Consider the following 20,081-nt stretch of genomic DNA (forward strand, 5'->3'; position numbering starts at 1 on the left):
CGTCTACCTCCCCCCATCACGCCAGAATTGGCGGGCTGGGCCGGTGATGAGCTTGCCTTGCAAGCGCAGAGCGGCTTCGGCTTTCGTGAGTTTCTGATGAACCACACCGCCGAGGATCATTCGTTGTTCGGCGTCTTTCAGCGTGTGCGGCGAGAAGTGGGCTCCGCATTCGGCCAACTCGGCGAAATTGGTATCGTTGGCGCCCGGCGTCAGGAATTTATCGGCGTCCTGCGAAGCCAGCCAGACGGGGAAGCCCCATGATCGACCCTGCCTCGCGAGCAGGCTCAGCAGGCCGGCCTTGCTCTCCTTCGGCAGAATCAGATGCGCTTCATCCACAAATAGCACCATCTTGAGAGGCTGGATGTCATTCTTCACGGCCAGTTGCCGGCTCAATTTCTTGATGAGGAAGTTCAGAATGAGGGCGGCCGACAATGCCTTCGTATCGTTGTCCGTCCCGAACTCCTTGAAATCGATGACCAGGGAACCATTCAACCATTCCTCCGGGGTGATCGCGGTCCGGGCGGAGGCGAACAGATTGAACCGCTCGATCTTTTGAACGATGCGCTGTTCAACACCCTCCGTGCCGCTGTTCACGAGCTCCGCCGACAAGGACGCGAAATCCGGTTCGGCGAGTCGCTGGTAGCAGTCGCTGAGATTGCCCTCCTGTCTAGCGCCGAGTTGCGGCGCGAAGCATCGGATAAGGCCCGCCATCTCGTAGGCAACCTGGGCATTCTGTGTTGGGTTCTGATGGCGGTAGAGTGGGTTGATCGGCAGGCTCTGCTGGATCAGGCGGACATACCGCGCGCCGGTCTGTTCCAGGAAGCGCCTGCGATTCTCCGTCTGCCTTGCGTCCTTGGGATTGTCTTCAAGCTCGCCCTTCATGTCGAAAAACACGAAACGAACGCCACCATTCGCCGCTTGCGCCAGGAGGTCGAGCGCAAGCTGGCTCTTGCCGCTGCCGGGTTGACCGGAAATCACCAGCAAGCCGTTGTTCGTGCCCGGACCGTTTACCGACCATTCCGGACCGTCCGTCAATACTTTCAATTTCACTTCGGTCTCGACCACCGGCATCGGTCGAGCGACGGGCTCCGCGCCGGGAAGCCCAGACTCGCCACTCGCCAAACGCAAGAGAGACGCCACGAACCGGGCCTGATCGTTCCCCGATTCCGACCATATCTGCCCCAAGCGTTGGCAGCCAAACTCAAAGTGACGACGAAACTCCTGCCGGTACCCGGCTTCGTCGAGGGTCCGTCCGGCCCGGTGGTTCAATGCGGCGCGGACCAGATCCCGGAGATCATCGCCGACAACCTGCTCGTCATTCAGCGTCACGCCTTTGGAGTCCTTGGGTTTGTACTCGGTGGGCACGCCCTGCCCCAGAGCGAGGAAGAGCGCCGCGCGTCCGACAATCGCCTGATTCCGCGCGCCGACGCGGGCAAAGACGTTCTCGATGAACTCGTGAGCTTCGCCGCTGGTCTCGAATTTCATGGGCCTTTTCCTTCCCGAACAAGCCGCTGCCCTGTGGGAGAGGCCCAAAAAGCTGCGAGAACGCCGTCGCGGAATTCTTCGTAAACCCCTCGATCAGCCTCAAGCATCTTGGCTGCCTTTCGCGCAGCGCGGCGAAACTCAGCCGCAGTTTGCCAGTCCAGCGTACTGTGAAATATCTCGTTGCGCATGATCTCTTCAATCATCCCTGCGTCCACCGGACTGCAACCCGTAGCTTCGATGATGTCTTCAGCGTAGCCGCTCATGGTATTCCTCCTTCGTTGTTACAGGTCCTTTCCGAAGTAGTCGCTTGTGATGCGCACTTCGTAGTTCGGGCTGTCGGGTCTGCCATGCGGGTGCAACGTGTAGGCACGCGCAAACCGGCCACGGGCGCGGTCAAACAGCGGTCCATCCGGATCAATCTCAGCATTCGTGCTGAGGATGATGGACTGGTGGCCGCTGAGGTAAAGCCGGTCGAGCACGTTGGCGCGGACTTCTTTGTCGAGGCGGGCCAGTGGCGTGTCCACAACCAGCGGCGGAACGAGCTTGGCCAGACGACGCAGGGCTTCGTAGAACGCCAGCATTCGCACCTGTCGCTGACCGGCGGACGTGTTCGTTTCCTCCCAGGTAACTTTCCTGCCATCCCGGCGCACGAGCCAGCATTGCCAATGGCCGTCAAAGTCCATGCCCTCGAACTCCCGCTCCCGCTCGGTAATTTCCACCCACAACTTGCCGACTTCCTCGGAGAGCTTCCGCCGCATCAGAATTGCGGCTCGGCTGCGAATCTCGCCGGCGGCCTCGCGGTAGCGGGTCGCCATCGCCGCCAAACTTTCGCCCCGCTTGGCACGTTCGGCAATTTCCGACTGCGTCGTCTCCTGGCGTTTCAGATCCACAAGCTCAACCTCAAGACGCGCGATTTCGGCATCAATATCCTTCAGTCGTTTGGAGATTTGATCGCGGCGAGTGATGAGGCCGCCCCGCTTTTCGTGGAGTTCCACGCCTCGTTTGTACGCCGCCGTGTTTTGTTGCATCTGTCTCAGCTTCTGGTTCAACTCGCGTAGCTCAACGTCCATTCGGTCGATCTCCGCACACCTGTCCGATAGGTCGCGAATATCGCTCTGGTTCAGGGCAAGCTGTCGGCGAATCTGCGCACTCGTGTCGTTGCGGTCGGCAATGTAGATGCGGTCGGGCATCCCTTGCGGTGGTGGATGGAACAGGCTGTGGAGAGCGTCTTCCAATCGCTTCATGTAGAAGGATTCGACATCAGGTTGGAGCTCGAATTCCTTGGGAACACCACCAAACACGTCCTGCTTTACCTGCGGAATCTTCGGCTCGACCGTGGACTTGGCGCTTTCCCACTCGCGACGACGTTCCTCGGATAGCAAAGCGCCATGCAATTCCTTGCAGTAGACCCCAAGCAACGAGACCGGTAGAGCCAACTCCCAAGCTTCTGTGAGTCTGGCTTCGAGTTTGGCTTTGGCCCCTGTAAGTTCGCCGCGGCGTTCTTGAGCTCTCTGCAACTCATCGGGGTCGACTGCTCCAAGCGTTTTCAAGTCGTCTTCGACTTCAACCAGTTCGGCTTCGACTTCTTTCAAGTCGCGGTCAAGGGTTTCGCGTTCAAGATGTCTGACCTTCAAGTTGCCCTCCACAGTCCTCACCTTGCTGTTCAACTCGTTGAGGGTCGTCAATGGGTCAGGGCCGCCGGTGGAATTGAACACGCGTGGGATCTTCGAGCTGATCAGTTGACGGAGATCGTTTTCCAGTTCGGCATAGGCCTGAAGGCCAAGGATTCGACTCACGCCTTCAACGATGTCCTGCTGTCCCAAGTTGATGGCCTGGCTGCGCTCAGCATCGAAAAAGAAGAACCGCGCCAGATGGCGCGGCAGGAAAGCGTCCCGAAGTTTGTGTATCTCTTGTTCGTCTTGGATGGTGCCCGGCTTGTCGGACCGTGTGGCATGATGCTCCCAGACTGGCGCCGAGTTGGAGCGGAACCGCACTTGGCGAAGGATCTCCACTTTCCGACTGCCCACTTTGTCATCGCGGAGACTCACCACCGCCTTGAGACGCACTAAGTCTTTACCTTCAGACAGTGCATGCCGATTGAGCGACTTCTCGAAGGTGAACCGCGTCGCATCTGACCCAGTCTCCACCTTCTTCAAGTCGCCGACGCCGCTCTCGCCGACCACCGCAAGATATAGGGCGCGCAGCAGGTGAGTTTTTCCGGCACCATTCTTTCCGCCCACGATAACGCCACACTTGCCCTCAAGACTTCGGAAGTCAACGGTGTGCTCGCCGTAGAATGGCCCAAAGTTCTCCAGCGTTAGTGAGTCGATATGGACTTCCGCCATGATTAGGCCTTCTTCTCTGCCTCCTGTTTCGCCAAATCGTCTTTCAAGATGAAGAGCAGATCGTCCGGGAGGCCGTGGGCGCGGTGGCTTTCGCTGTATTCCTCCACCTTGGCAAGCATCCGACGGAGCGTGTCGGTGTTGATCCCCTTTTCCCGGGCGATTTCGTCCTCCAGCTCCCGAAGTTTGTTGAGTTCCTTCAGATCCGTGCTCATCATGACACCTCGCTGTTTGTTGAGGATACGGGCGACGCCCCGGCCGTCATCGGGATCGCGCGCGGCCTTCCACATTTGTTGGATCAAGAGGAGCTCCTCGGAGGCTATAATGGGCAAACGGGTTTCCTCCTGCAACGCGAGCAATCGGGCCAGCAACTCACGCCGGGCCTCAATGTGCAAAGGCCCCGGGCCCTTGTCGCCATTCATCCGTTTCATGTCGCGCTTGCCGTTGGCGGGGTCGCGGTAGAACTGTAGGGTTTCTCGAAATTCGATGAGCTTCTCCATCCGCTCGTCGCCGGCGGCCAGCAGCCCCTCACTGGCTTTGTCGCGATCCACCACGGTGCAGGTCCAGCAGCCGAAGCGGGAGTTGCCGCAGCTTGGAGTGCTGGTGTCGATCTGAATGGGACATTCACCGTTGGAGGCGCTGGAGTAGAGTTTGTATAGTGCGCGGTTGTCGCCACCCCAGGGGTTCGGCGTTTGGAGGAGATAGGCCCAAACTTCCTCGGTGGTCAGGTATTCGATTGGATTGGAGACCCACACGCGCGGCAGGTCCGGGTGACGGCGCAAGCCGTTGCGGGTCTCGATACCCGCCATTGTTTGCGCCCGAGTTGCGCTTTCCTCCCGCCGCGCCCCCAAATGCAGGATGGCATCGCCCCAGTGTCCTATCCGTTTCTTTACAAAGTCATTTACCGGATCTATCTTCATCCGCTGAGTACACCAACGAAAGGTGCGATTGGGAGGGGGGTATCCACGCCCGATGATGTTGACCCAGAACGATTGTTCGGCCGGGGGTTTCAGGAGGTGGGCTTCGAAGTTCAACTCGTTCTGGCTGGAGAACTTCCTCATTTTGTCGAGCGTGCCCTCTACCATCCCGACGATGGCCGGGATTTCCACGCGCGTGTCCGTACAGAGGAGATTGATCGGCTTCTTGCGATTTTCCCTGGGGATGGACGCGACCGCGTCGAAGAGGAGCGAGGCCAGCATGGTGCTGTCCTTCCCCCCGCTGAATCCGACGAGCCACGGACGAGGATCCTCGATGTAGAGGCGGCTGAGGGATTCGCGAATTTCTTGATATCCGCCGGTCACCACGGGCGACAGTAAGCGACCCCCAGCGAGCTTGTCAAGCCGGGCCTGCCACAGGGGAGGAGGTCGGCAAAGTCAGGGAAGAATCGTCATTCCCGCGGAGGCGGGAATCCAGAGCTTCTTGATTTCACTGGACCCCCGCCTTCGCGGGGGTGACGGATAGGGTCGGGATTCCATTCTCATGATTCCCGATTGTTCATGGGCAGTTGGCATGGAACCTGCCGTGACCGTGGCCACAGGGGTACGTTAGGGGTTGCGAGGAAAGAACCTACTCAATTTTCCATCTTCTCGTCATGCCCGCGGAGGCGGGCCTCCAGTCTGGATTCCCGTCTTCACGGGAATGACGGAGCGAGGGACTTGTTCACTTTGTTTCCACGCGACCCCTTGCCTCCGTCTCACCCCCTTTTCCCGGCTTGGCATGTTGGCTTGGAAACGAGTTGTCAGAGTTGAGTGGGGCGTAGGGAATTCAGCATCCAACGGCGTCTCGCTTACGCCGCCGACTATGCTGACCGTGCGTGGAGTTAGGAAACGGACAAGCGGAAGACCTTGGCACCCGGGAACACCGCGCGTTTGCCGAGGAGTTCCTCGATGCGGAGGAGACGGTTGTACTTGGCCAGGCGCTCGGAGCGGGAGAGGGATCCCGTCTTGATCTGGCCCGCGTTCGTGGCTACGGCGAAATCCGCGATGAACGTGTCCTCCGTCTCGCCCGACCGGTGTGAGATGACCGTCCCGTAGTTCGCTTTCTTCGCCTTCCGAATCGTCTCCAGGGTCTCGGTGACCGATCCAATCTGGTTGAGTTTGATGAGAATCGCGTTCGCCACGTTCTCTTCAATTCCCTGCTCAAGTCTCCCGGGGTCGGTCACGAATATGTCATCACCCACGATTTGGATCTTCTTCCCCAGACGGGCCGTGACTTCCGCCCAGCCCTCCCAGTCGTCCTCCGCCAGGGGATCTTCGAGGGAAACGATGGGGTATTTGGACGCAAGCTCCTCGTAGAGTGTAACCATTTCCGTTGCCTTGAGTTTCCTTCCCTCGCACTCATAAAGACCGTTTTCGCAAAACTCACTTGCCGCCGCATCCAGGGCCAGAAAAACGTCTTTTCCCGGCTCGTAGCCCGCGCCACGAATCGCCTGCATGAGAAGTTCGAGAGCCTCCTGATGCGAGCCCAGGTTCGGCGCGAAGCCGCCCTCGTCGCCCACCGCCGTGGAGTGTTGGCCGTCGTGCAGAAGCCGTTTCAATTCCTGGAAGACCTCGGCTCCCATTCGAAGCGCCTCCCGAAAAGTCGGCGCGCCGGCCGGAACGATCATGAACTCCTGGAAATCGAGATTGTTGTTGGCATGCGCCCCACCGTTGATCACGTTCATCATGGGGACGGGCAACGTCCGGGTCTGTTTGCCTCCGATATGCTCGAACAATTCCTTCCCCGCGTGATCGGCGCAGGCGCGGGCGAACGCCATGGAGACGGCGAGGATGGAGTTGGCCCCGAGTACCTTCTTCTGCGGGGTGCCGTCCAGCTTCAGGAGGTCCTTGTCGAGTGCCTTCTGGTCAGGAAAGTTCCTGTTTCGAATGTGGGGGGCGATCTTCCCGCTGACATTTCCGACAGCTTGGAGAACCCCCTTGCCCTTGAAGCGGACCGGGTCCCCATCCCGAAGTTCCAACGCCTCGTGCGTGCCGGTGGAGGCACCCGAGGGCACCGCCGCACGACCAAAGGCCTTCGAAGAGAGAACCACATCGGCCTCGATTGTCGGGAGACCCCGGGAATCGAGGATCTCGCGCGCCCTAGTCTCGCTTATCTTCGGCATCTTTGCCTCGGAACCGCCGGGCGGCGTGGACCATCCGCTGGAGCACGGTGGTCCGGCCGGAGACGAGGGCCGTGCCCAGAAGGATGAAGAGCAGGCCGGGGACAAACGGGATGAGCAAACCGGGTACTCCCACGAGGATTAGAAAAGCGCCCACTCCTCTCGTGAGGAGACTCTCTTTCTTTTCAATGGGTCGCTTTTCAGCCATCGGGCGTGAACGTAACGGAAGCGGTCCGCATTCGCAAGAGAAAACGGGGTCAATTTCCGGGTTTACGCGGCCGGCCGATCATGGTATGGCTGGGCTCCGGCGATGAACGCCCCATCAACAAACATCGAAGTTCGCATCCCATCGCCCGTCTGGATCATGCTCACACTGATGTGGGCCTTTCTAATCGGACTAGGGTTCATGGTCCGGCTGCCCAACGAGTCCCTCCAGGGTTTCATCCGATTCGCCTTCTGGGTCGTTCTGATCGCACACTTCGGCGAGGGCCTTGTCGGCGCCTATTTCGGTTTCCAAGCCAAGCAGAACCCCGTGAAGTGGTTTCTCCTCACCGTGTTTCTCGGCTTTCCGGCCTGGATAGCCCTGCGCCGGGCGATTCGCAAGGCCCGGATTCCTGCTTCCGCCAAGGCCTGATCCGTCGGCAGGCTTCATGCCTGAAAACACCTTCGCGCAGCTCGCCCAGCGGTTCCTATCGAACTGGGGACTGCGAGATCGGGCCTTCGAGCAGAAACTTGTCGCGCAATGGCCGGACGCCGTGGGTCCGTTTCTTGCCGGACTGACCATGCCGACGGGTTTCAAGAAAGGCTTCCTCTACCTGGCGGTGAACAACTCGGTGCTCCTGCACGAGCTGTTCTACCAGAAGCCGCAGATGCTGGAAAAAGTTCAGTCCTATTTTGGAACGGCGATACGGGACATCAAATTCTCCCTGCGTCCCCGATTCCTGGAGACCCCTCCGGCGGGCAAGCCCAAAGCAACCGGACCCGCCCCGCTCAGTCCAGAAGAACGGGCCTCGACGCTCCGCATCACCGAGGGAATCGCCGATGACGAACTGCGTTCCAGCCTGGTGAATCTTTTCGCGAACTCGAAACGGCGCCTGGCCGCCCGGAAACGCTGAGACTCACTCTTCGAGGGGGAGATCTTTTCGATTTCCCCATTCGCCCCACGATCCGATGTAGTTGCGAACCCGATCCGCTCCGATCAGCCAAAGGGCCAGAAAGGTGTGTGCAGATCGGTAGCCGCCGTGACAGTAAGTAATGAACTCCTTCTTGGGATCGATCCCTACCCCCCGGTACACACTCTCCAGTTCGGAGGGCGGCAGAAAGTATCCGTCGGACGTCAGATTCCTCTTCCACTCCACGTTCACGGCGCCGGGGATGTGCCCTCCTCGATCCGCACGCACGTGTTGTCCTGAAAATTCATCCGGCGTCCGGCAGTCGATGATCCTCGCTCCCATGCCTGAGAGGTTTGAATGCGTCGAATCGACCGTCGCCAGGAGTTCGGCGCGCGGCGTGTACTGAAATCCCTCGATTCCCGGAAGCGCCGCCGGGTCGGTCGAAAGGTCGTGGCCGCACCGCAACCATTCGCGCAATCCGCCGTCCAGCATGAGCGGTTCCTTGAATGAAAAGTAGTGAAGTACCCAAATCATCCGCGCGGCAAGCATTCCCGAGTAGCCCTCGTAGACCACCGTGGTCCGGTCGGGATGGAGTCCCGCCTCGCGCAGCCCCGCCGCCATCCACTCATTGAATTTTTTCATTCCAGCCTGGGTCGTATCGAACCAATGGTACTCCCAGATGTCGAAAAGAATCGCCCCGGGGATGTGTCCCTTGTCGTATTCCTCCCGCGGCCGCACGTCCACCACCGCGGCGTCCTGAAGGTGTTCCCGCAGCCAACTTCCTTCCGTCAAAATGCGCATGAGAAGGGTGAAGTATAGCAGCATCATGATGGCGAAGGTTGTGTTCGCCGCGAAAGTTCCTTATATTGATTTCCGTGCGTAAGAAATTGTTCGCGTGGGGCATCGTGGCATTCGTGCTCGTTGGATGGGCGGCGCATGCGCAGGATGTCCCAAACCCCTCCGCCCTGCTCCATCTCAAGATCGATGGGGCCATCAACCCGGTCGTCGCCGAGTTCATCATCGACGCGATTGAGCAGGCCGAGCGGGAAGGCGCGCAGGGCGTGCTCGTCGAGCTGGACACGCCGGGCGGTCTGGACGAATCCATGCGGGACATCATCAAGAAAATCCTCAACACCCCCGTCGTGGTGATCGTGTACGTCTCACCCTCCGGAGCACGGGCCGCCTCGGCGGGAGCTCTCATCACACTTGCGGCCGATGTGGCCGCCATGGCGCCCGGCACGAACATCGGCGCGGCACACCCGGTCGCCATGGGCGGCGGCATGGACAAGACCATGGAGAAGAAGGTGGTGAACGACGCCGTCGCCTACATCAAGGGCCTCGCCAAAAAGCGAAACCGAAATGAGCGATGGGCTGAGCGCGCCGTGAAGGACAGCATCTCTACCTCGGCGGACGAGGCGTTGAAACAGAATGTGGTGGACGTAGTGGCCGCGAGCGTGACGGAGTTGATGGAGAAGATCCACGGGAAAGTCCTGAAAAAGGGAACCGAATCCCTCACTCTCGCCACCCGGGGAGCCGAGCTTCGCCCCGTTGGAATGAGTTTCCGGCAACGGCTCCTCAACACCCTCTCCAATCCAAACATCGCCTACATCCTCATGATGATCGGCGTGTGGGGAATGTTCTTCGAGCTGACGAATCCGGGCGCCATTTTCCCCGGCGTGGTCGGTGGTCTCTGCCTTCTCCTCGGTCTGTACTCGCTTCAAACACTTCCGGTCAACTACGCCGGGTTCGCCCTCATCGGCCTTGGCATCGTGCTCCTCATTCTCGAAATCAAAGTCACCAGCTACGGCCTGCTGACGATCAGCGGACTCATTGCGATGGCCCTCGGCTCGATGATGCTCATCAAGGGGCCGGCGCCGTTTTTCACCATCTCCAAATCCGTGGTGCTGGCGACCGTGGGGGCCACGGGGCTGCTGTTTGCCTTCGTCATGCTCGCCGTGGCCCGCGCTCAACGATCCCTGCCGGCCTCCGGAGCGGAAGGGCTCGCCGGCGAAGTCGGTCACGCCCTGAGTCCGATCTCGTCCGGCGGGGGGAAAGTGTTCGTCCACGGGGAATACTGGGACGCCGTCAGCGATGAGTCGCTGGAGGCCGGATCAAAAGTCAAAGTGAAATCCGTGAACGGCCTCACGATAAAGGTCGGAAGAGTTTAACGTAAGGAGGACTCATGGGACTCGGACTACTGGTCGTCATCGCCATCATCATTTTCGGATTCATCTCGGGCGTCCGGGTCTTGAATGAGTACGAACGCGGCGTCCATTTCCGGCTGGGACGCATCCAGGACACCAAGGGCCCCGGCCTGCGCTGGATCATTCCCTTCGTCGATCGGCTTGTGAAAGTCAGCCTCCGAACCGTGGTGCTGGACGTTCCTCCGCAGGATGTCATCACCAAAGACAACGTCTCCGTGAAAGTGAACGCCGTGGTGTATTTCCGCGTGCTGGACGCGCGCAAGGCCGTGATCGAGGTTGAAAACTACCTCTATGCAACCTCTCAGCTCGCGCAAACAACTTTGCGAAGCGTGTTGGGAGAAACCGAACTGGATGAATTGCTGGCCGACCGCGAAAAGATCAACCACAAGCTCCAGGAAATTTTGGACCGACACACAGACCCGTGGGGCATCAAGGTGGCCAACGTGGAAGTGAAACACGTGGACCTCCCGCAGGAAATGCAGCGGGCGATGGCCAAGCAGGCGGAGGCGGAACGGGAGCGGCGCGCAAAGATCATCAACGCCGAGGGCGAATTCCAGGCGGCCCAGAAGCTCTCAGAGGCGGCGAACATCATGTCCAAGAACCCCACCACGCTGCAGCTTCGATACCTTCAAACGCTTGTGGAGATTTCCTCCGAGCGGAATTCCACCGTCATCTTCCCCCTGCCCATGGACATCATCCGGCCCTTCCTGGACACCGTATCGAAGAAGGAGTTGAGCGGGTCGTAAGGTCTTCCCGAGAGGACCCTCCCGTTCGGGCCCCGCATGGATGTCCTTTCCTATTCTTCTCCGGACGTGGTGGCGCCCTACGCCGCCTACTGTAAGAGTCTCAAGTCACGGAACGCCTATGTCTCCCTCGCCCGTCACCTGATCCACACGGCCGCGCTGAAGAAGGGCGAGAGAGTCCTCGATCTCGGCTGCGGCTGTGGCGAATCGACCAAGGCGATTCTGCAGGTCATCGGCAAAACCGGGACGGTCATCGGCGTCGATCCCTCGGAACCGATGATCGAAAGTGCCCGCCGAAATCTCGGTGACTCGAACGTTGCTTTCAACGTCTCCACCGCGGAGGCGGTTCAACAATGGGTGAAACCGGAGTCGGTCGACTCGGTCATCTCCAGCGCCGCGATCTGGTATCTGGATTTTTCGCTCACCTTGGCCGCCGCCCGGGCCGTGCTCAAAGCCCACGGCGCACTCGCATTCAACTTGCGATGGGATGTCATGCCGGACGATCTCCCGCTCGCCAAGGCATCGGCCCGATTCATGACCGAATTCGGAAAGAAGGTGGTGGAACTGGCCCAACATGTGGAGCCCGGATATTCACCCACGGCTCATCCGGCCCCTGAAAGGCGGATCTTCAAGTTCATTGAAATGTACAAGACCATTCCGACCTCCGGTTTCACGCTCATGCAGTGCAAGGTCTTTGAAGTCGGAACCAGCCCGCAGGACTTCCTCGCCTGGCTCAAGTGCCCCAGGGAGGGCGCGCGTTTTCTTCCCGGCCTGGCGCCGAAGAAGCAGGAACGGGTCTTTCAGCAGGTTTTGAAGGAACTGAAGCCCAAAGCCATCCGTCAGAAGTTCGCCGACGTCCTTCTCTACCGCGACTGAGTTCAATTCATCCGCTGCCGCAGCGGACTCGCAGGCCGAGCCTGCCGGAGCAGGAATCGGTTTCCTTCCAGCAAAAATCCTTCGATCGTTCGGCGCCGGCGGGAGCCGACACCGTCACCATCCACTCCGTACCCGAAAGCGGTTCAATCGTGATCCCTCCGGGCAGGCCCTCGCGCGCGGGGAGGGAACCGTTTTCTCGATACTGCCTGCAGGAGGCCGCGGCCGTTTCCACAATCCGAATTCTCATCGGCACTCGATCGATCCGCTCGCGAAGCATCGCATGCGGGAGATCGGTCATGGCTTCCATCAACAGCCGTTGAACGGGTCCCGCGGGAGAGTAGTACCACGCGACCGGAGAGATCATCTGCCGACTCTCCCGCGCCTGGATTTGTACAAGGCTTGGAACGCCCTCCATCCAACCGGCCAGGAGGCGCGCCGCCTCGGACTCGATCTCGAGAAGACGATCTGCATCGAGCGATCCGGCCGCGACGGAAGAGCCGAGAACGGTAAACGCCTGAGCCGCGAGGCTTCCGGCAAGGATCAACCCTTCGACCGTGTGGCTGGAGAGGGCCACATGGAGGCCCAATCGCGCCGTGTCGAAATAGGTACGAACCGCGGCCTCCGGTTCTCCCGATTTCTGCTCGCCTGAGCCCAGGAGAAGCAGGAAGCATCCGAGGTCGCGCGCCTTGAGGAGTGCCTCCGCAAGCACCGGATTGTCCAACTCCATGGCTGAACGAGCGGGCAGGATCTGAAGTGCCCGGTGCACCGCCTCGATGGCTCTCGACTGCCTGCGAAGTTGGACCATCGCCCGTGTCCACTGCTCATCGGTCCAAAGATCCTCTGCATCAACGAGTTCCCGGCAGGAAGTAAGTTGGGTATCATCGACTTGGATTTCGTGCGACGCGGTGAGGAATTCCAGCAGGAAATCCGAGTCCCGAGGAACGGCTCGCGAGTGAACGGAGACGCTACCGGGAAACTTCAGGGCTCGGCCGTCATGCGAATAGACGGAGAGATTCGTCATCTCCAGCTGTGTCGTCCCGACCTGAAGAGGCGGCAATTCGATTCGCAGATCTTCAAGCGTGGTGACCCTGCCGGAATCCAGCGGCACGTTTGATCCCGCCGGGCTCTTGTAGGATTGGCCGTTCCACACCACCTGAGCTCCCGTGGTCCAGAACCCGCGGCCGGCCGACGTCGATATCCGCAATTGGACTTGAGGCTTTTCTCCCTCACGACCCGCCAGAAGGTTGACGGAGTAGCCGTAGGAACGCGTTCGCTCACGCATCTGCATCACTCCGAGGCAGGCCCATCCAACCAGCAGGCTGGACAGCGCGAGCGAATAGGCCAACCGCCGATGCTTCATCGAAGGAGGTTGATAAGGGGAAAGGCCGTGACCGCCGCGGCGGCCAAGACGGGGGCGTAGAAGCAGGTCAATGTGGCCACCCAGGTTTCCTTGCGGCTCAGCAGGTGGACCTTTCCCCACGTCCTTCCCGTCCAACCCAGCACGGACAGGAATCCAAGCATGAATCCAGCGAAGCCGGCCCATTCGTGCAGTCCATTGAGCGTCGCGCCCAAACGCGCGGCTTCAAGAAGAGCGATGATCCCGATCATTCGTCCTGTCATTCTCATGCTGTCCATCAACGATCCCTTGCCGTTTATAAACCAGGCGATGATGTGGAGAATCAGGCTGAAACCGAGCCACCCCAGGAGGAGATAGGCAATGGGCATGAGATCTGGAAAGTGTTGAGTGGACGAGGCCGACCATGGCCTCTGCAGGGCGAGTTCGGCCTCATGGGCCATCTCCATCCCTTCGTACAGCATCAGAAGGCAGGCCAAGAGAGGAGAGCCGAAGGAGAAAAGCGTTCCGAACAGCCCCGGTTCCCTTCGTTCCAAGATGACGCGAGTATATCACCCACCGAAAGAAAAACCTTCCACTTGAGGCTCATCGCTTCAAATTGACAATCGTCGTGGGGGTGTCGTAGGTTCACGTCGAAATGCCGGTCACCAAAGAAACCGTCGATCACGTCGCCAAGCTCGCCCGGCTGGAATTTCCCGAGGAAAAAAAGGCCAAGCTCACCGAGCAGCTCGGGAACATTCTCGACTATGTCTCGAAGTTGAATGAATTGAAGACGGATGACGTGGCGCCCCTCACTCATACCCTCGATCTGGAGACGCCATATCGAGAGGACGCCGTGAAACCTTCGCTCGGGCTGGAAGACGCCCTGGCCAACGCGCCCGCCAAGGAAGGCCCGTACTTCAAAGTGCCGCCGATCATTGAATAGTGCCGAGTCCTGAGTCCCGAGCCATGAGTCGAAGCGAAGTTTTCTCTGCTCAGCACTCAGCACTTCCAGCGATGGATCTCCTAGATCTGACTCTGAAGGAAGCGCGCGACGGGCTCCGTGCCCGGAAATTCTCCTCCGTCGATCTCACCAAGGCTGTTCTGGCCGAAGTGGAAAAGCGGGAGCCTGAAATCCACAGCTTCATCACCCTCACGCCGGATCTCGCGATGGCCCAAGCCAGGGAAGCCGATGCGGCACTCGACAAAGGGAACGCGCCGCCGCTGTGTGGAGTGCCCATCGCGCTGAAGGACATCTTCTGCACGAGAGGCGTCAAGACCACCTGCGGCAGCCGGATTCTAGAAAACTTCGTGCCCCCCTTCGACGCCACCGTCACGCGAAAACTTCGAGACGCCGGCGCCGTGATTGTAGGAAAGGCCAATATGGACGAATTCGCCATGGGTTCCTCCACGGAACGCAGTGCGTTCGGCCCGACGAGGAATCCGGTGAACACCGCCTGCGTTCCGGGCGGCTCCAGTGGTGGTTCCGCGGCCGCGGTGGCCGCGAAGTTTGCGTTCGGTTCAATCGGCACCGATACGGGCGGGTCGATCCGCCAGCCGGCGGCCTTTTGCGGCGTGGTCGGCATGAAGCCCACATACGGCCGGGTGAGCCGATACGGCATGATCGCCTTTGCCTCGTCGCTCGATCAGGCCGGACCCTTCGCGCGGAACACCGATGACGCCGCACTTCTCCTCCAAGCCATCATGGGGCACGATCCGCTCGACTCCACGTCCTCCCCTCTGCCGGCCCCCAACCTGCAATCGGAATTGGAGCCCGTGAGCAAGGGCCTCCGGCTCGGCAAGCCGAAGGAGTACTTCGTGCAGGGTCTCGATCCGGAAATCCGCGCGGCCATCGACGGAGCGCTCAAGAAAATGGAATCCGCAGGCGCGGCGGTGGAAGAAGTCACGTTGCCGCACACGGAGTACGCCGTGCCGACCTACTACGTCCTGGCGCCGGCCGAAGCCAGCTCGAATCTTTCACGCTTCGATGGCGTGCGATACGGATTCCGCGCCAGGATGGCTGGCGGTCCCCGGAGCACCATGGACGGTAGCGGAGGGGGCCGCGCCCCCGGCACGGACAGACTCCTCGAGGTGTTCACGGAGTCACGGTCACAGGGATTCGGCGAAGAGGTGAAGCGTCGCATCCTGATCGGCACCTACGCCCTGAGCGCCGGATATTACGACGCCTACTACCTCAAGGCCCTGAAAGTGCGCCGGCTCATCAAGCAGGATTACGACCGCGCGTTTTCAAGGGTCGACGTTATCGTCACTCCCACGACTCCATCACCGGCCTTCAAGCTCGGCGAGAAGCTGGACGATCCGCTCCAGATGTACCTGTCGGACATCTTCACCATTCCTTGCAATCTGGCGGGTCTCTGCGGCATTTCGATTCCCTGCGGGAAAACGAAGAGCGGACTCCCCATCGGCCTCCAGATCCTGGGCAAACCGCTCGACGAGCAGAAGGTGCTCCGCGTCGCAAAGGCGTTTGAGGAATGTCTCAGATAGCCCTCAGCGGTCAGCTGTCAGCTTTCAGTGCCGTAGGGGAGGACCTTCAGGTCCTCCCTGCTTGGGAGCAGCTAAAGCTGCTCCCCTACACTGAATACTGACAACTGAGAACTTGGAATGAACATTCTAGTCGTCGGCGGCGGAGGGCGGGAGCATGCCCTTGTCTGGAGGCTGGCTCAGAGTCCCGAGAAACCCCGCATCTTCTGTGTTCCGGGAAGCGATGGGATTTCTCACCTCGCGGAAACCGCCAATATCCGCGTGGACCAGATTCCTCACCTCGTCCAGTTCGCGAGAGAAGAGAGAATCGACGTCGCCGTGGTGGGTCCCGAACAGCCGCTTGTTGCCGGTCTGATCGACGAACTCCAGAAGGCGGGCGTCCCATCCGTAGGACCTACCCGCACCGCGGCAGAAATCGAAGGAAGCAAGGTCTTCATGAAAGAACTTATGACGCGCGTCGGCGTGAAAACGGCACCCTTCAAGGTTCTTTCCGGCAAGACCGACACGCTGACCTACATCCGGCACCGGCCCTTCCCTCAAGTGCTCAAAGTGGACGGACTCGCCGGCGGCAAGGGCGCCTTTGTTTTGAATGAACTTGCGGACGCATGGGCGGCCCTGGGGATGATCTTCGACTCGAAGGAACTCGCCGAAGCTGGAAAACGGCTGATCGTGGAAGATTTTCTGCCCGGAGAGGAGGCCTCGTTCATTGTGCTGACCGACGGAGAGAACTGCGTTCCACTTCCACCGGCGCAGGACCACAAAAGGCTCAACGACGACGACCAAGGCCCCAACACCGGCGGCATGGGCGCGTACGTCCCCGCCCCCGTCCTCACCGACGAACTGCAACAGCGCGTCCTGAAAGAGATCATCCGGCCCGTTCTGCACGGCATGGCGCAAATGGGACGTCCCTATCGGGGATTTCTCTACGCCGGCCTCATGATCACAAAAGAGGGGCCGTCCGTACTGGAGTTCAATGCCCGTCCTGGAGATCCGGAGACGCAGCCCCAAATGTTTTCGCTCCGCGAAGATCTCCTTCCCGTTCTGGTCCAAGTGGCGCAGGGCAGATTGGAGGGTCGCCCTCAGTCGATCGAGTTTTCTCCTTCAGCGTGTGTCGTGGTGTCCTCGGCCGGATATCCCGGAACCCCGGAGAAAGGAAAAGTCATACAAGGGCTGGGGAAGAAAGAAACCGATCCGGACGTGGCCGTCTTTCATGCGGGCACAAAGAAATCCGGGGAAAATTGGATCACCAACGGCGGGCGCGTGCTCGGAGTGACGGCGCGCGGCAGCTCGCTCCAAAACGCCCTTCAGAAGGCCTACGGCCGCCTCGAAACCATCCAGTTTGAAGGCATGCATTTCCGAAAAGACATCGGGCGGAAAGGCCTGAACCGACCGGAGGCGCCCTGAGGCCCCATGGCTGATTTCGTTGACGCCATCGTCGTTCTCATCACCGCTCCTCCCGGCGAAGCGGCGGACACAATCAGCCGCAAGATCCTGGAGGACAAGCTCGCCGCCTGCGTGAATCAAATTCCCCAGATCCGCTCACTGTATGGGTGGGAAGGAAAAATCAACGACGATTCCGAGGTGTTACTGGTTGTCAAGACCACTCGATCACACTTCCAGAAACTCGTCCACGTTGTGAAGAGCGTCCACCCCTATGAAGTGCCGGAGATCATCGCGCTGCCCGTGGTGGACGGTTCGGACTCGTATTTGAAATGGATTGCCGAAGCCACGCGAACGTGATAGCCAGAGCCACGTGGCTCGTAAGACGGTTCGAGGTGTATCAGTCAAGAAAGGGCGGGACGGTCCGCTCGTGGCCATTCTCATGGGCAGCCTATCGGATCAAGACTCCATGCAAGAAGCGGCTAAGGCCTTGTCGGACTTTGGAATCCCATACGAGTCCCACGTCACGTCGGCCCATCGCACACCTTCGCGAACCGAGAAACTGGTACACGATTGCGAAGCGAACGGCGTGGAAGTATTCATCGCGGGCGCCGGCGGAGCGGCTCACCTCGCCGGCGTGGTGGCGGCGCGAACTCTCGTTCCGGTGATTGGGGTTCCGCTCGATTCGTCCCCACTCAGGGGAATCGATGCCCTCCTCTCCACTGCCCAGATGCCCCCGGGAGTTCCCGTGGCCTCCATGGGCATCGGCCGATGGGGAGCAAGGAATGCGGGGATTCTGGCCGTCCAAATTCTTTCCCTGAGCCGGCCGCCTCTCCGGGAGGCCCTGGCGAAACATCGAAAGACCATGGAAGAAGGTGTTGAGGAAGCGGATGGAAAACTCAAGAAGGGTGCGTAGGAAGTCCGGTGACGCCCGACGAATTTCGAATGCAAGATTCCCCCAACTTGTTCCGATCCGAGAGGCCTACCCGGATGGAGACGTGCTGGACCGCGCCCGCCTTGAAATCTATGCCGGTGGAATTGTGGCGTACCCCACGGAAACGTTTTTCGGACTTGGCGTGAACGCGCTCGACTCAAAGGCCGTGGAGAAACTCTTTGCCCTCAAGGGAAGAGATCGAAAGAAAGCCATGCCGATGCTGCTCCCCTCGCGCAATTCCCTCGATCAGTGGGCGCGCAAGGTGACGCCCCTCGCCCGAAGGCTGATGGAGGCCTTCTGGCCGGGGCCGCTCACGCTCCTGCTCGCCGCCCGTCCCGGATTGCCCGCTCCGCTCATCGGTCAGGACGGCACACTGGGGGTTCGGGAGACCCGACTCCGCTGGGTTCAGGATTGGGTGGCGGCTTGCGGCACGTTGATCACCTCCACGAGCGCGAATCGATCCGGCCGTTCCCCGGCCACTCGCGGCGCCCAGGTGGCGCGGGAGTTCGGACTGGGAGTCGATCTGGTTCTCGACGCGGCGGGATGCACCTTGCGCGCGCCATCCACGGTGGTGGACGCCCGCCAAAAGCGGCCGGTGATCGTCCGTGAAGGCGCCATCGCGCGAAAAGACATCCTGGAGGCCGCCCAGTGATTCACCAGCCTCCAGCCGATTTGAGATTTGAGATTTCAAATTTGAAATCCTCTGAACGGGTGGTGGGATGATCGAGATCAAACCCTTCCGGGGGGTGCGGTACAGCGCCTCCCACATCCGCGACCTCTCGAACGTGGTGGCCCCTCCTTACGACGTCATCACGCCTGATCTCCAGGAATCGCTCTACGAAACGCACCAGTACAATTGCGTCCGTCTGACCTTCGGAAAGATTTACGGGAGCGACACGCCGGATGACAATCGATACACCCGTTCGGCGCAATTGCTGCACGACTGGATGGCCAAGGGAACTCTGGCCGCGGATGCCGAGCCCTCCATCTACATCACCCAGCAGGAATATCCGGTTCCCCTCTGGCCTCACGGCCCCATGACCCCGACCCGGCGCAAGCAGGTCGGGTTCGTCGCTTTGTTCAAACTTAGGCCGCTGACATCGGGAGACATTTTCCCGCATGAGAAGACGCACGGGCCCCCGAAGGAAGACCGGTACAAGCTCCTCGAATCCACCCGCGCCAATTTCTGCCAGGTGTTCGGACTCTACTCCGATCCCTCGGGAAAGATCGAGGAGCTCCTAAAAAAACGGATCAGGGGCAAGGCCTCCAAGGTCCAATTCCAAACGGTGGAAGGATCGGAACACCGGATGTGGGTCGAGTCCGACAAGGCTTTTCTCGGTCCCTTCATCCAGTTGGTTCAGAAAAGCGCCCTGATGATCGCGGATGGCCATCACCGCTATGAAGCGGCCCTTCGCTTCTCCAAAGATCATCCGGGCCGGGAAACCCCGTGGTCGCACGTCCTCATGTACTTCACGCGGATGGAAGGCGAAGGGGTCTCCGTGTATCCCACCCACCGTCTCGTCGGGGGTCTGGAAAAGCGGGATGCGCAGGCCTTCGTGGCCCAACTGCGAAAAGACCACCCGACGGACATCGTCTCGTTCGACCGGACAAACCCCCAGAAGATGGCGCGGCGCCTCCTCAGCCAACTCGAGAAAAAAGGCAAGTTCCCCTATTTCGGAATCTACATTGCGGACAGCACCGAGCTCGTTTTCGTGAACGCCAGGAACGCGAAGGTGAAAGTCCCGGCGGCGTTGAAACAGATGACCGTCCCGATCCTCCATGAAGGATTCATCGAACCCCTCTTGGGAAAAGGGAAAGAGCGCGAAACGCGCACCTTGAGTTACGGCGTCGATCCTATTGAACTAATGCGGTGGGTGGACGAGGGCCAATATCAGATCGCCTTCTTGGTGCCGCCCGTCGATACCAAATCCGTGTTCGAGGCCGCCTCCCAATCGATCATCCTCCCGCCAAAGACGACTTTCTTTTTTCCCAAGCGCCTCTCCGGGATGGTCATGTACAAGTGGGAACTGCCCGTCAAGCAGGAGCAGGCGGGGTGACCCCGCCTCCACGGCG

Annotated in this window: 21 protein-coding genes; 12 read left to right on the top strand and 9 right to left on the bottom strand. The window is 60.0% G+C overall.

Annotated elements, in window-relative coordinates; genetic code table 11:
* Nucleotides 1-3: 3 nt before the first annotated feature.
* The 6 genes from HYT87_01445 to HYT87_01470 all read right to left on the bottom strand — a co-directional run bounded on the left by HYT87_01445 (nucleotide 4) and on the right by HYT87_01470 (nucleotide 7,132).
* Nucleotides 4-1,485 (bottom strand): ATP-binding protein, encoded by a 1,482-nt coding sequence (locus tag HYT87_01445; protein ID MBI2058413.1) that lies wholly within the window; start codon nucleotides 1,483-1,485, stop codon nucleotides 4-6.
* On the bottom strand, nucleotides 1,482-1,748 hold the full coding sequence (locus tag HYT87_01450) for a hypothetical protein (protein ID MBI2058414.1): 267 nt from the start codon (nucleotides 1,746-1,748) through the stop codon (nucleotides 1,482-1,484). The genes HYT87_01445 and HYT87_01450 overlap by 4 nt, the downstream gene beginning before the upstream one ends.
* Before the next feature lie 18 nt (nucleotides 1,749-1,766).
* On the bottom strand, nucleotides 1,767-3,830 hold the full coding sequence (locus tag HYT87_01455) for an AAA family ATPase (protein MBI2058415.1): 2,064 nt from the start codon (nucleotides 3,828-3,830) through the stop codon (nucleotides 1,767-1,769).
* 2 nt (nucleotides 3,831-3,832) lie between these two features.
* Nucleotides 3,833-5,128, bottom strand: coding sequence for a DNA phosphorothioation system sulfurtransferase DndC (dndC, locus tag HYT87_01460; protein MBI2058416.1), 1,296 nt, complete (start codon nucleotides 5,126-5,128; stop codon nucleotides 3,833-3,835).
* 518 nt (nucleotides 5,129-5,646) lie between these two features.
* Entirely contained in the window at nucleotides 5,647-6,927 is a 1,281-nt protein-coding gene (gene eno, locus HYT87_01465; GenBank protein MBI2058417.1) for a phosphopyruvate hydratase, read from the bottom strand.
* Nucleotides 6,905-7,132, bottom strand: coding sequence for a hypothetical protein (locus HYT87_01470; GenBank protein MBI2058418.1), 228 nt, complete (start codon nucleotides 7,130-7,132; stop codon nucleotides 6,905-6,907). The genes eno and HYT87_01470 overlap by 23 nt, the downstream gene beginning before the upstream one ends.
* 102 nt (nucleotides 7,133-7,234) lie before the next feature.
* Here HYT87_01470 and HYT87_01475 point away from each other — a divergent pair, with 102 nt between their 5' ends.
* Complete coding sequence (locus HYT87_01475) at nucleotides 7,235-7,558, top strand: DUF4499 domain-containing protein (GenBank protein ID MBI2058419.1); 324 nt, start codon at nucleotides 7,235-7,237, stop codon at nucleotides 7,556-7,558.
* Between the two features lie 16 nt (nucleotides 7,559-7,574).
* Nucleotides 7,575-8,039, top strand: a complete 465-nt coding sequence (locus HYT87_01480; protein ID MBI2058420.1) for a DUF721 domain-containing protein — start codon at nucleotides 7,575-7,577, stop codon at nucleotides 8,037-8,039.
* Nucleotides 8,040-8,042: 3 nt separating this feature from the next.
* Here the strand turns inward: HYT87_01480 and HYT87_01485 are convergent, their stop codons facing one another.
* Nucleotides 8,043-8,864 (bottom strand): sulfurtransferase, encoded by an 822-nt coding sequence (locus HYT87_01485; GenBank protein ID MBI2058421.1) that lies wholly within the window; start codon nucleotides 8,862-8,864, stop codon nucleotides 8,043-8,045.
* A gap of 11 nt (nucleotides 8,865-8,875) precedes the next feature.
* On the opposite strand from HYT87_01485, the gene HYT87_01490 reads away from it, so the two are divergent.
* Genes HYT87_01490 through HYT87_01500 form a run of 3 tightly spaced genes read left to right on the top strand, consistent with a single transcriptional unit; the run spans nucleotide 8,876 to nucleotide 11,859 of the window.
* Entirely contained in the window at nucleotides 8,876-10,204 is a 1,329-nt protein-coding gene (locus tag HYT87_01490) for a nodulation protein NfeD (protein ID MBI2058422.1), read from the top strand.
* A 14-nt stretch (nucleotides 10,205-10,218) separates the two neighbouring features.
* Nucleotides 10,219-10,986, top strand: a complete 768-nt coding sequence (locus HYT87_01495; GenBank protein MBI2058423.1) for a slipin family protein — start codon at nucleotides 10,219-10,221, stop codon at nucleotides 10,984-10,986.
* A 36-nt stretch (nucleotides 10,987-11,022) separates the two neighbouring features.
* Complete coding sequence (locus HYT87_01500) at nucleotides 11,023-11,859, top strand: methyltransferase domain-containing protein (GenBank protein MBI2058424.1); 837 nt, start codon at nucleotides 11,023-11,025, stop codon at nucleotides 11,857-11,859.
* Nucleotides 11,860-11,866: 7 nt separating this feature from the next.
* Here HYT87_01500 and HYT87_01505 read toward each other — a convergent pair whose 3' ends face one another.
* Both HYT87_01505 and HYT87_01510 read right to left on the bottom strand, forming a co-directional pair.
* On the bottom strand, nucleotides 11,867-13,219 hold the full coding sequence (locus HYT87_01505; GenBank protein MBI2058425.1) for a hypothetical protein: 1,353 nt from the start codon (nucleotides 13,217-13,219) through the stop codon (nucleotides 11,867-11,869).
* Entirely contained in the window at nucleotides 13,216-13,749 is a 534-nt protein-coding gene (locus tag HYT87_01510; GenBank protein MBI2058426.1) for a hypothetical protein, read from the bottom strand. Before HYT87_01510 ends, HYT87_01505 begins: the two co-directional genes overlap by 4 nt.
* Nucleotides 13,750-13,850: 101 nt before the next feature.
* On the opposite strand from HYT87_01510, the gene gatC reads away from it, so the two are divergent.
* The 7 genes from gatC to HYT87_01545 all read left to right on the top strand — a co-directional run bounded on the left by gatC (nucleotide 13,851) and on the right by HYT87_01545 (nucleotide 20,065).
* Complete coding sequence (gene gatC / locus HYT87_01515; GenBank protein ID MBI2058427.1) at nucleotides 13,851-14,138, top strand: Asp-tRNA(Asn)/Glu-tRNA(Gln) amidotransferase subunit GatC; 288 nt, start codon at nucleotides 13,851-13,853, stop codon at nucleotides 14,136-14,138.
* A gap of 71 nt (nucleotides 14,139-14,209) precedes the next feature.
* Nucleotides 14,210-15,697 (top strand): Asp-tRNA(Asn)/Glu-tRNA(Gln) amidotransferase subunit GatA, encoded by a 1,488-nt coding sequence (gene gatA, locus HYT87_01520; protein ID MBI2058428.1) that lies wholly within the window; start codon nucleotides 14,210-14,212, stop codon nucleotides 15,695-15,697.
* 117 nt (nucleotides 15,698-15,814) lie between these two features.
* The gene (gene purD / locus HYT87_01525; protein MBI2058429.1) at nucleotides 15,815-17,098 is read left to right on the top strand and encodes a phosphoribosylamine--glycine ligase; all 1,284 of its coding nucleotides are present in this window, start codon (nucleotides 15,815-15,817) and stop codon (nucleotides 17,096-17,098) included.
* A gap of 6 nt (nucleotides 17,099-17,104) precedes the next feature.
* A complete protein-coding gene (locus HYT87_01530; GenBank protein MBI2058430.1) occupies nucleotides 17,105-17,434 on the top strand; it encodes a divalent-cation tolerance protein CutA in 330 nt (109 codons plus the stop codon).
* Between the two features lie 82 nt (nucleotides 17,435-17,516).
* Nucleotides 17,517-17,990: a 5-(carboxyamino)imidazole ribonucleotide mutase gene (gene purE, locus HYT87_01535; GenBank protein MBI2058431.1), complete on the top strand. Its 474-nt coding sequence runs from the start codon at nucleotides 17,517-17,519 to the stop codon at nucleotides 17,988-17,990.
* Nucleotides 17,983-18,660 carry a threonylcarbamoyl-AMP synthase gene (locus tag HYT87_01540; GenBank protein MBI2058432.1) on the top strand — a complete coding sequence of 226 codons (678 nt, stop codon included), beginning with the start codon at nucleotides 17,983-17,985 and terminating at the stop codon, nucleotides 18,658-18,660. Before purE ends, HYT87_01540 begins: the two co-directional genes overlap by 8 nt.
* Before the next feature lie 67 nt (nucleotides 18,661-18,727).
* A complete protein-coding gene (locus HYT87_01545) occupies nucleotides 18,728-20,065 on the top strand; it encodes a DUF1015 domain-containing protein (protein MBI2058433.1) in 1,338 nt (445 codons plus the stop codon).
* Nucleotides 20,066-20,081 lie beyond the last annotated feature (16 nt).

The organism is Nitrospirota bacterium, assembly GCA_016180645.1.
In the GTDB taxonomy this organism is placed as follows: Bacteria; JACPQY01; JACPQY01; order JACPQY01; family JACPQY01; genus JACPAV01.

What these genes read in the sequence shown, in the direction of transcription:
- HYT87_01445 (MBI2058413.1), bottom strand. Translation starts at nt 1,485, where the DNA reads ATGAAATTCGAGACCAGCGGCGAAGCTCACGAGTTCATCGAGAACGTC.
- HYT87_01450 (MBI2058414.1), bottom strand. Translation starts at nt 1,748, where the DNA reads ATGAGCGGCTACGCTGAAGACATCATCGAAGCTACGGGTTGCAGTCCG.
- HYT87_01455 (MBI2058415.1), bottom strand. Translation starts at nt 3,830, where the DNA reads ATGGCGGAAGTCCATATCGACTCACTAACGCTGGAGAACTTTGGGCCA.
- eno (MBI2058417.1), bottom strand. Translation starts at nt 6,927, where the DNA reads ATGCCGAAGATAAGCGAGACTAGGGCGCGCGAGATCCTCGATTCCCGG.
- HYT87_01470 (MBI2058418.1), bottom strand. Translation starts at nt 7,132, where the DNA reads ATGGCTGAAAAGCGACCCATTGAAAAGAAAGAGAGTCTCCTCACGAGA.
- HYT87_01475 (MBI2058419.1), top strand. Translation starts at nt 7,235, where the DNA reads ATGAACGCCCCATCAACAAACATCGAAGTTCGCATCCCATCGCCCGTC.
- HYT87_01480 (MBI2058420.1), top strand. Translation starts at nt 7,575, where the DNA reads ATGCCTGAAAACACCTTCGCGCAGCTCGCCCAGCGGTTCCTATCGAAC.
- HYT87_01485 (MBI2058421.1), bottom strand. Translation starts at nt 8,864, where the DNA reads ATGATGCTGCTATACTTCACCCTTCTCATGCGCATTTTGACGGAAGGA.
- HYT87_01495 (MBI2058423.1), top strand. Translation starts at nt 10,219, where the DNA reads ATGGGACTCGGACTACTGGTCGTCATCGCCATCATCATTTTCGGATTC.
- HYT87_01500 (MBI2058424.1), top strand. Translation starts at nt 11,023, where the DNA reads ATGGATGTCCTTTCCTATTCTTCTCCGGACGTGGTGGCGCCCTACGCC.
- HYT87_01505 (MBI2058425.1), bottom strand. Translation starts at nt 13,219, where the DNA reads ATGAAGCATCGGCGGTTGGCCTATTCGCTCGCGCTGTCCAGCCTGCTG.
- gatC (MBI2058427.1), top strand. Translation starts at nt 13,851, where the DNA reads ATGCCGGTCACCAAAGAAACCGTCGATCACGTCGCCAAGCTCGCCCGG.
- gatA (MBI2058428.1), top strand. Translation starts at nt 14,210, where the DNA reads ATGGATCTCCTAGATCTGACTCTGAAGGAAGCGCGCGACGGGCTCCGT.
- purD (MBI2058429.1), top strand. Translation starts at nt 15,815, where the DNA reads ATGAACATTCTAGTCGTCGGCGGCGGAGGGCGGGAGCATGCCCTTGTC.
- HYT87_01530 (MBI2058430.1), top strand. Translation starts at nt 17,105, where the DNA reads ATGGCTGATTTCGTTGACGCCATCGTCGTTCTCATCACCGCTCCTCCC.
- purE (MBI2058431.1), top strand. Translation starts at nt 17,517, where the DNA reads ATGGGCAGCCTATCGGATCAAGACTCCATGCAAGAAGCGGCTAAGGCC.
- HYT87_01545 (MBI2058433.1), top strand. Translation starts at nt 18,728, where the DNA reads ATGATCGAGATCAAACCCTTCCGGGGGGTGCGGTACAGCGCCTCCCAC.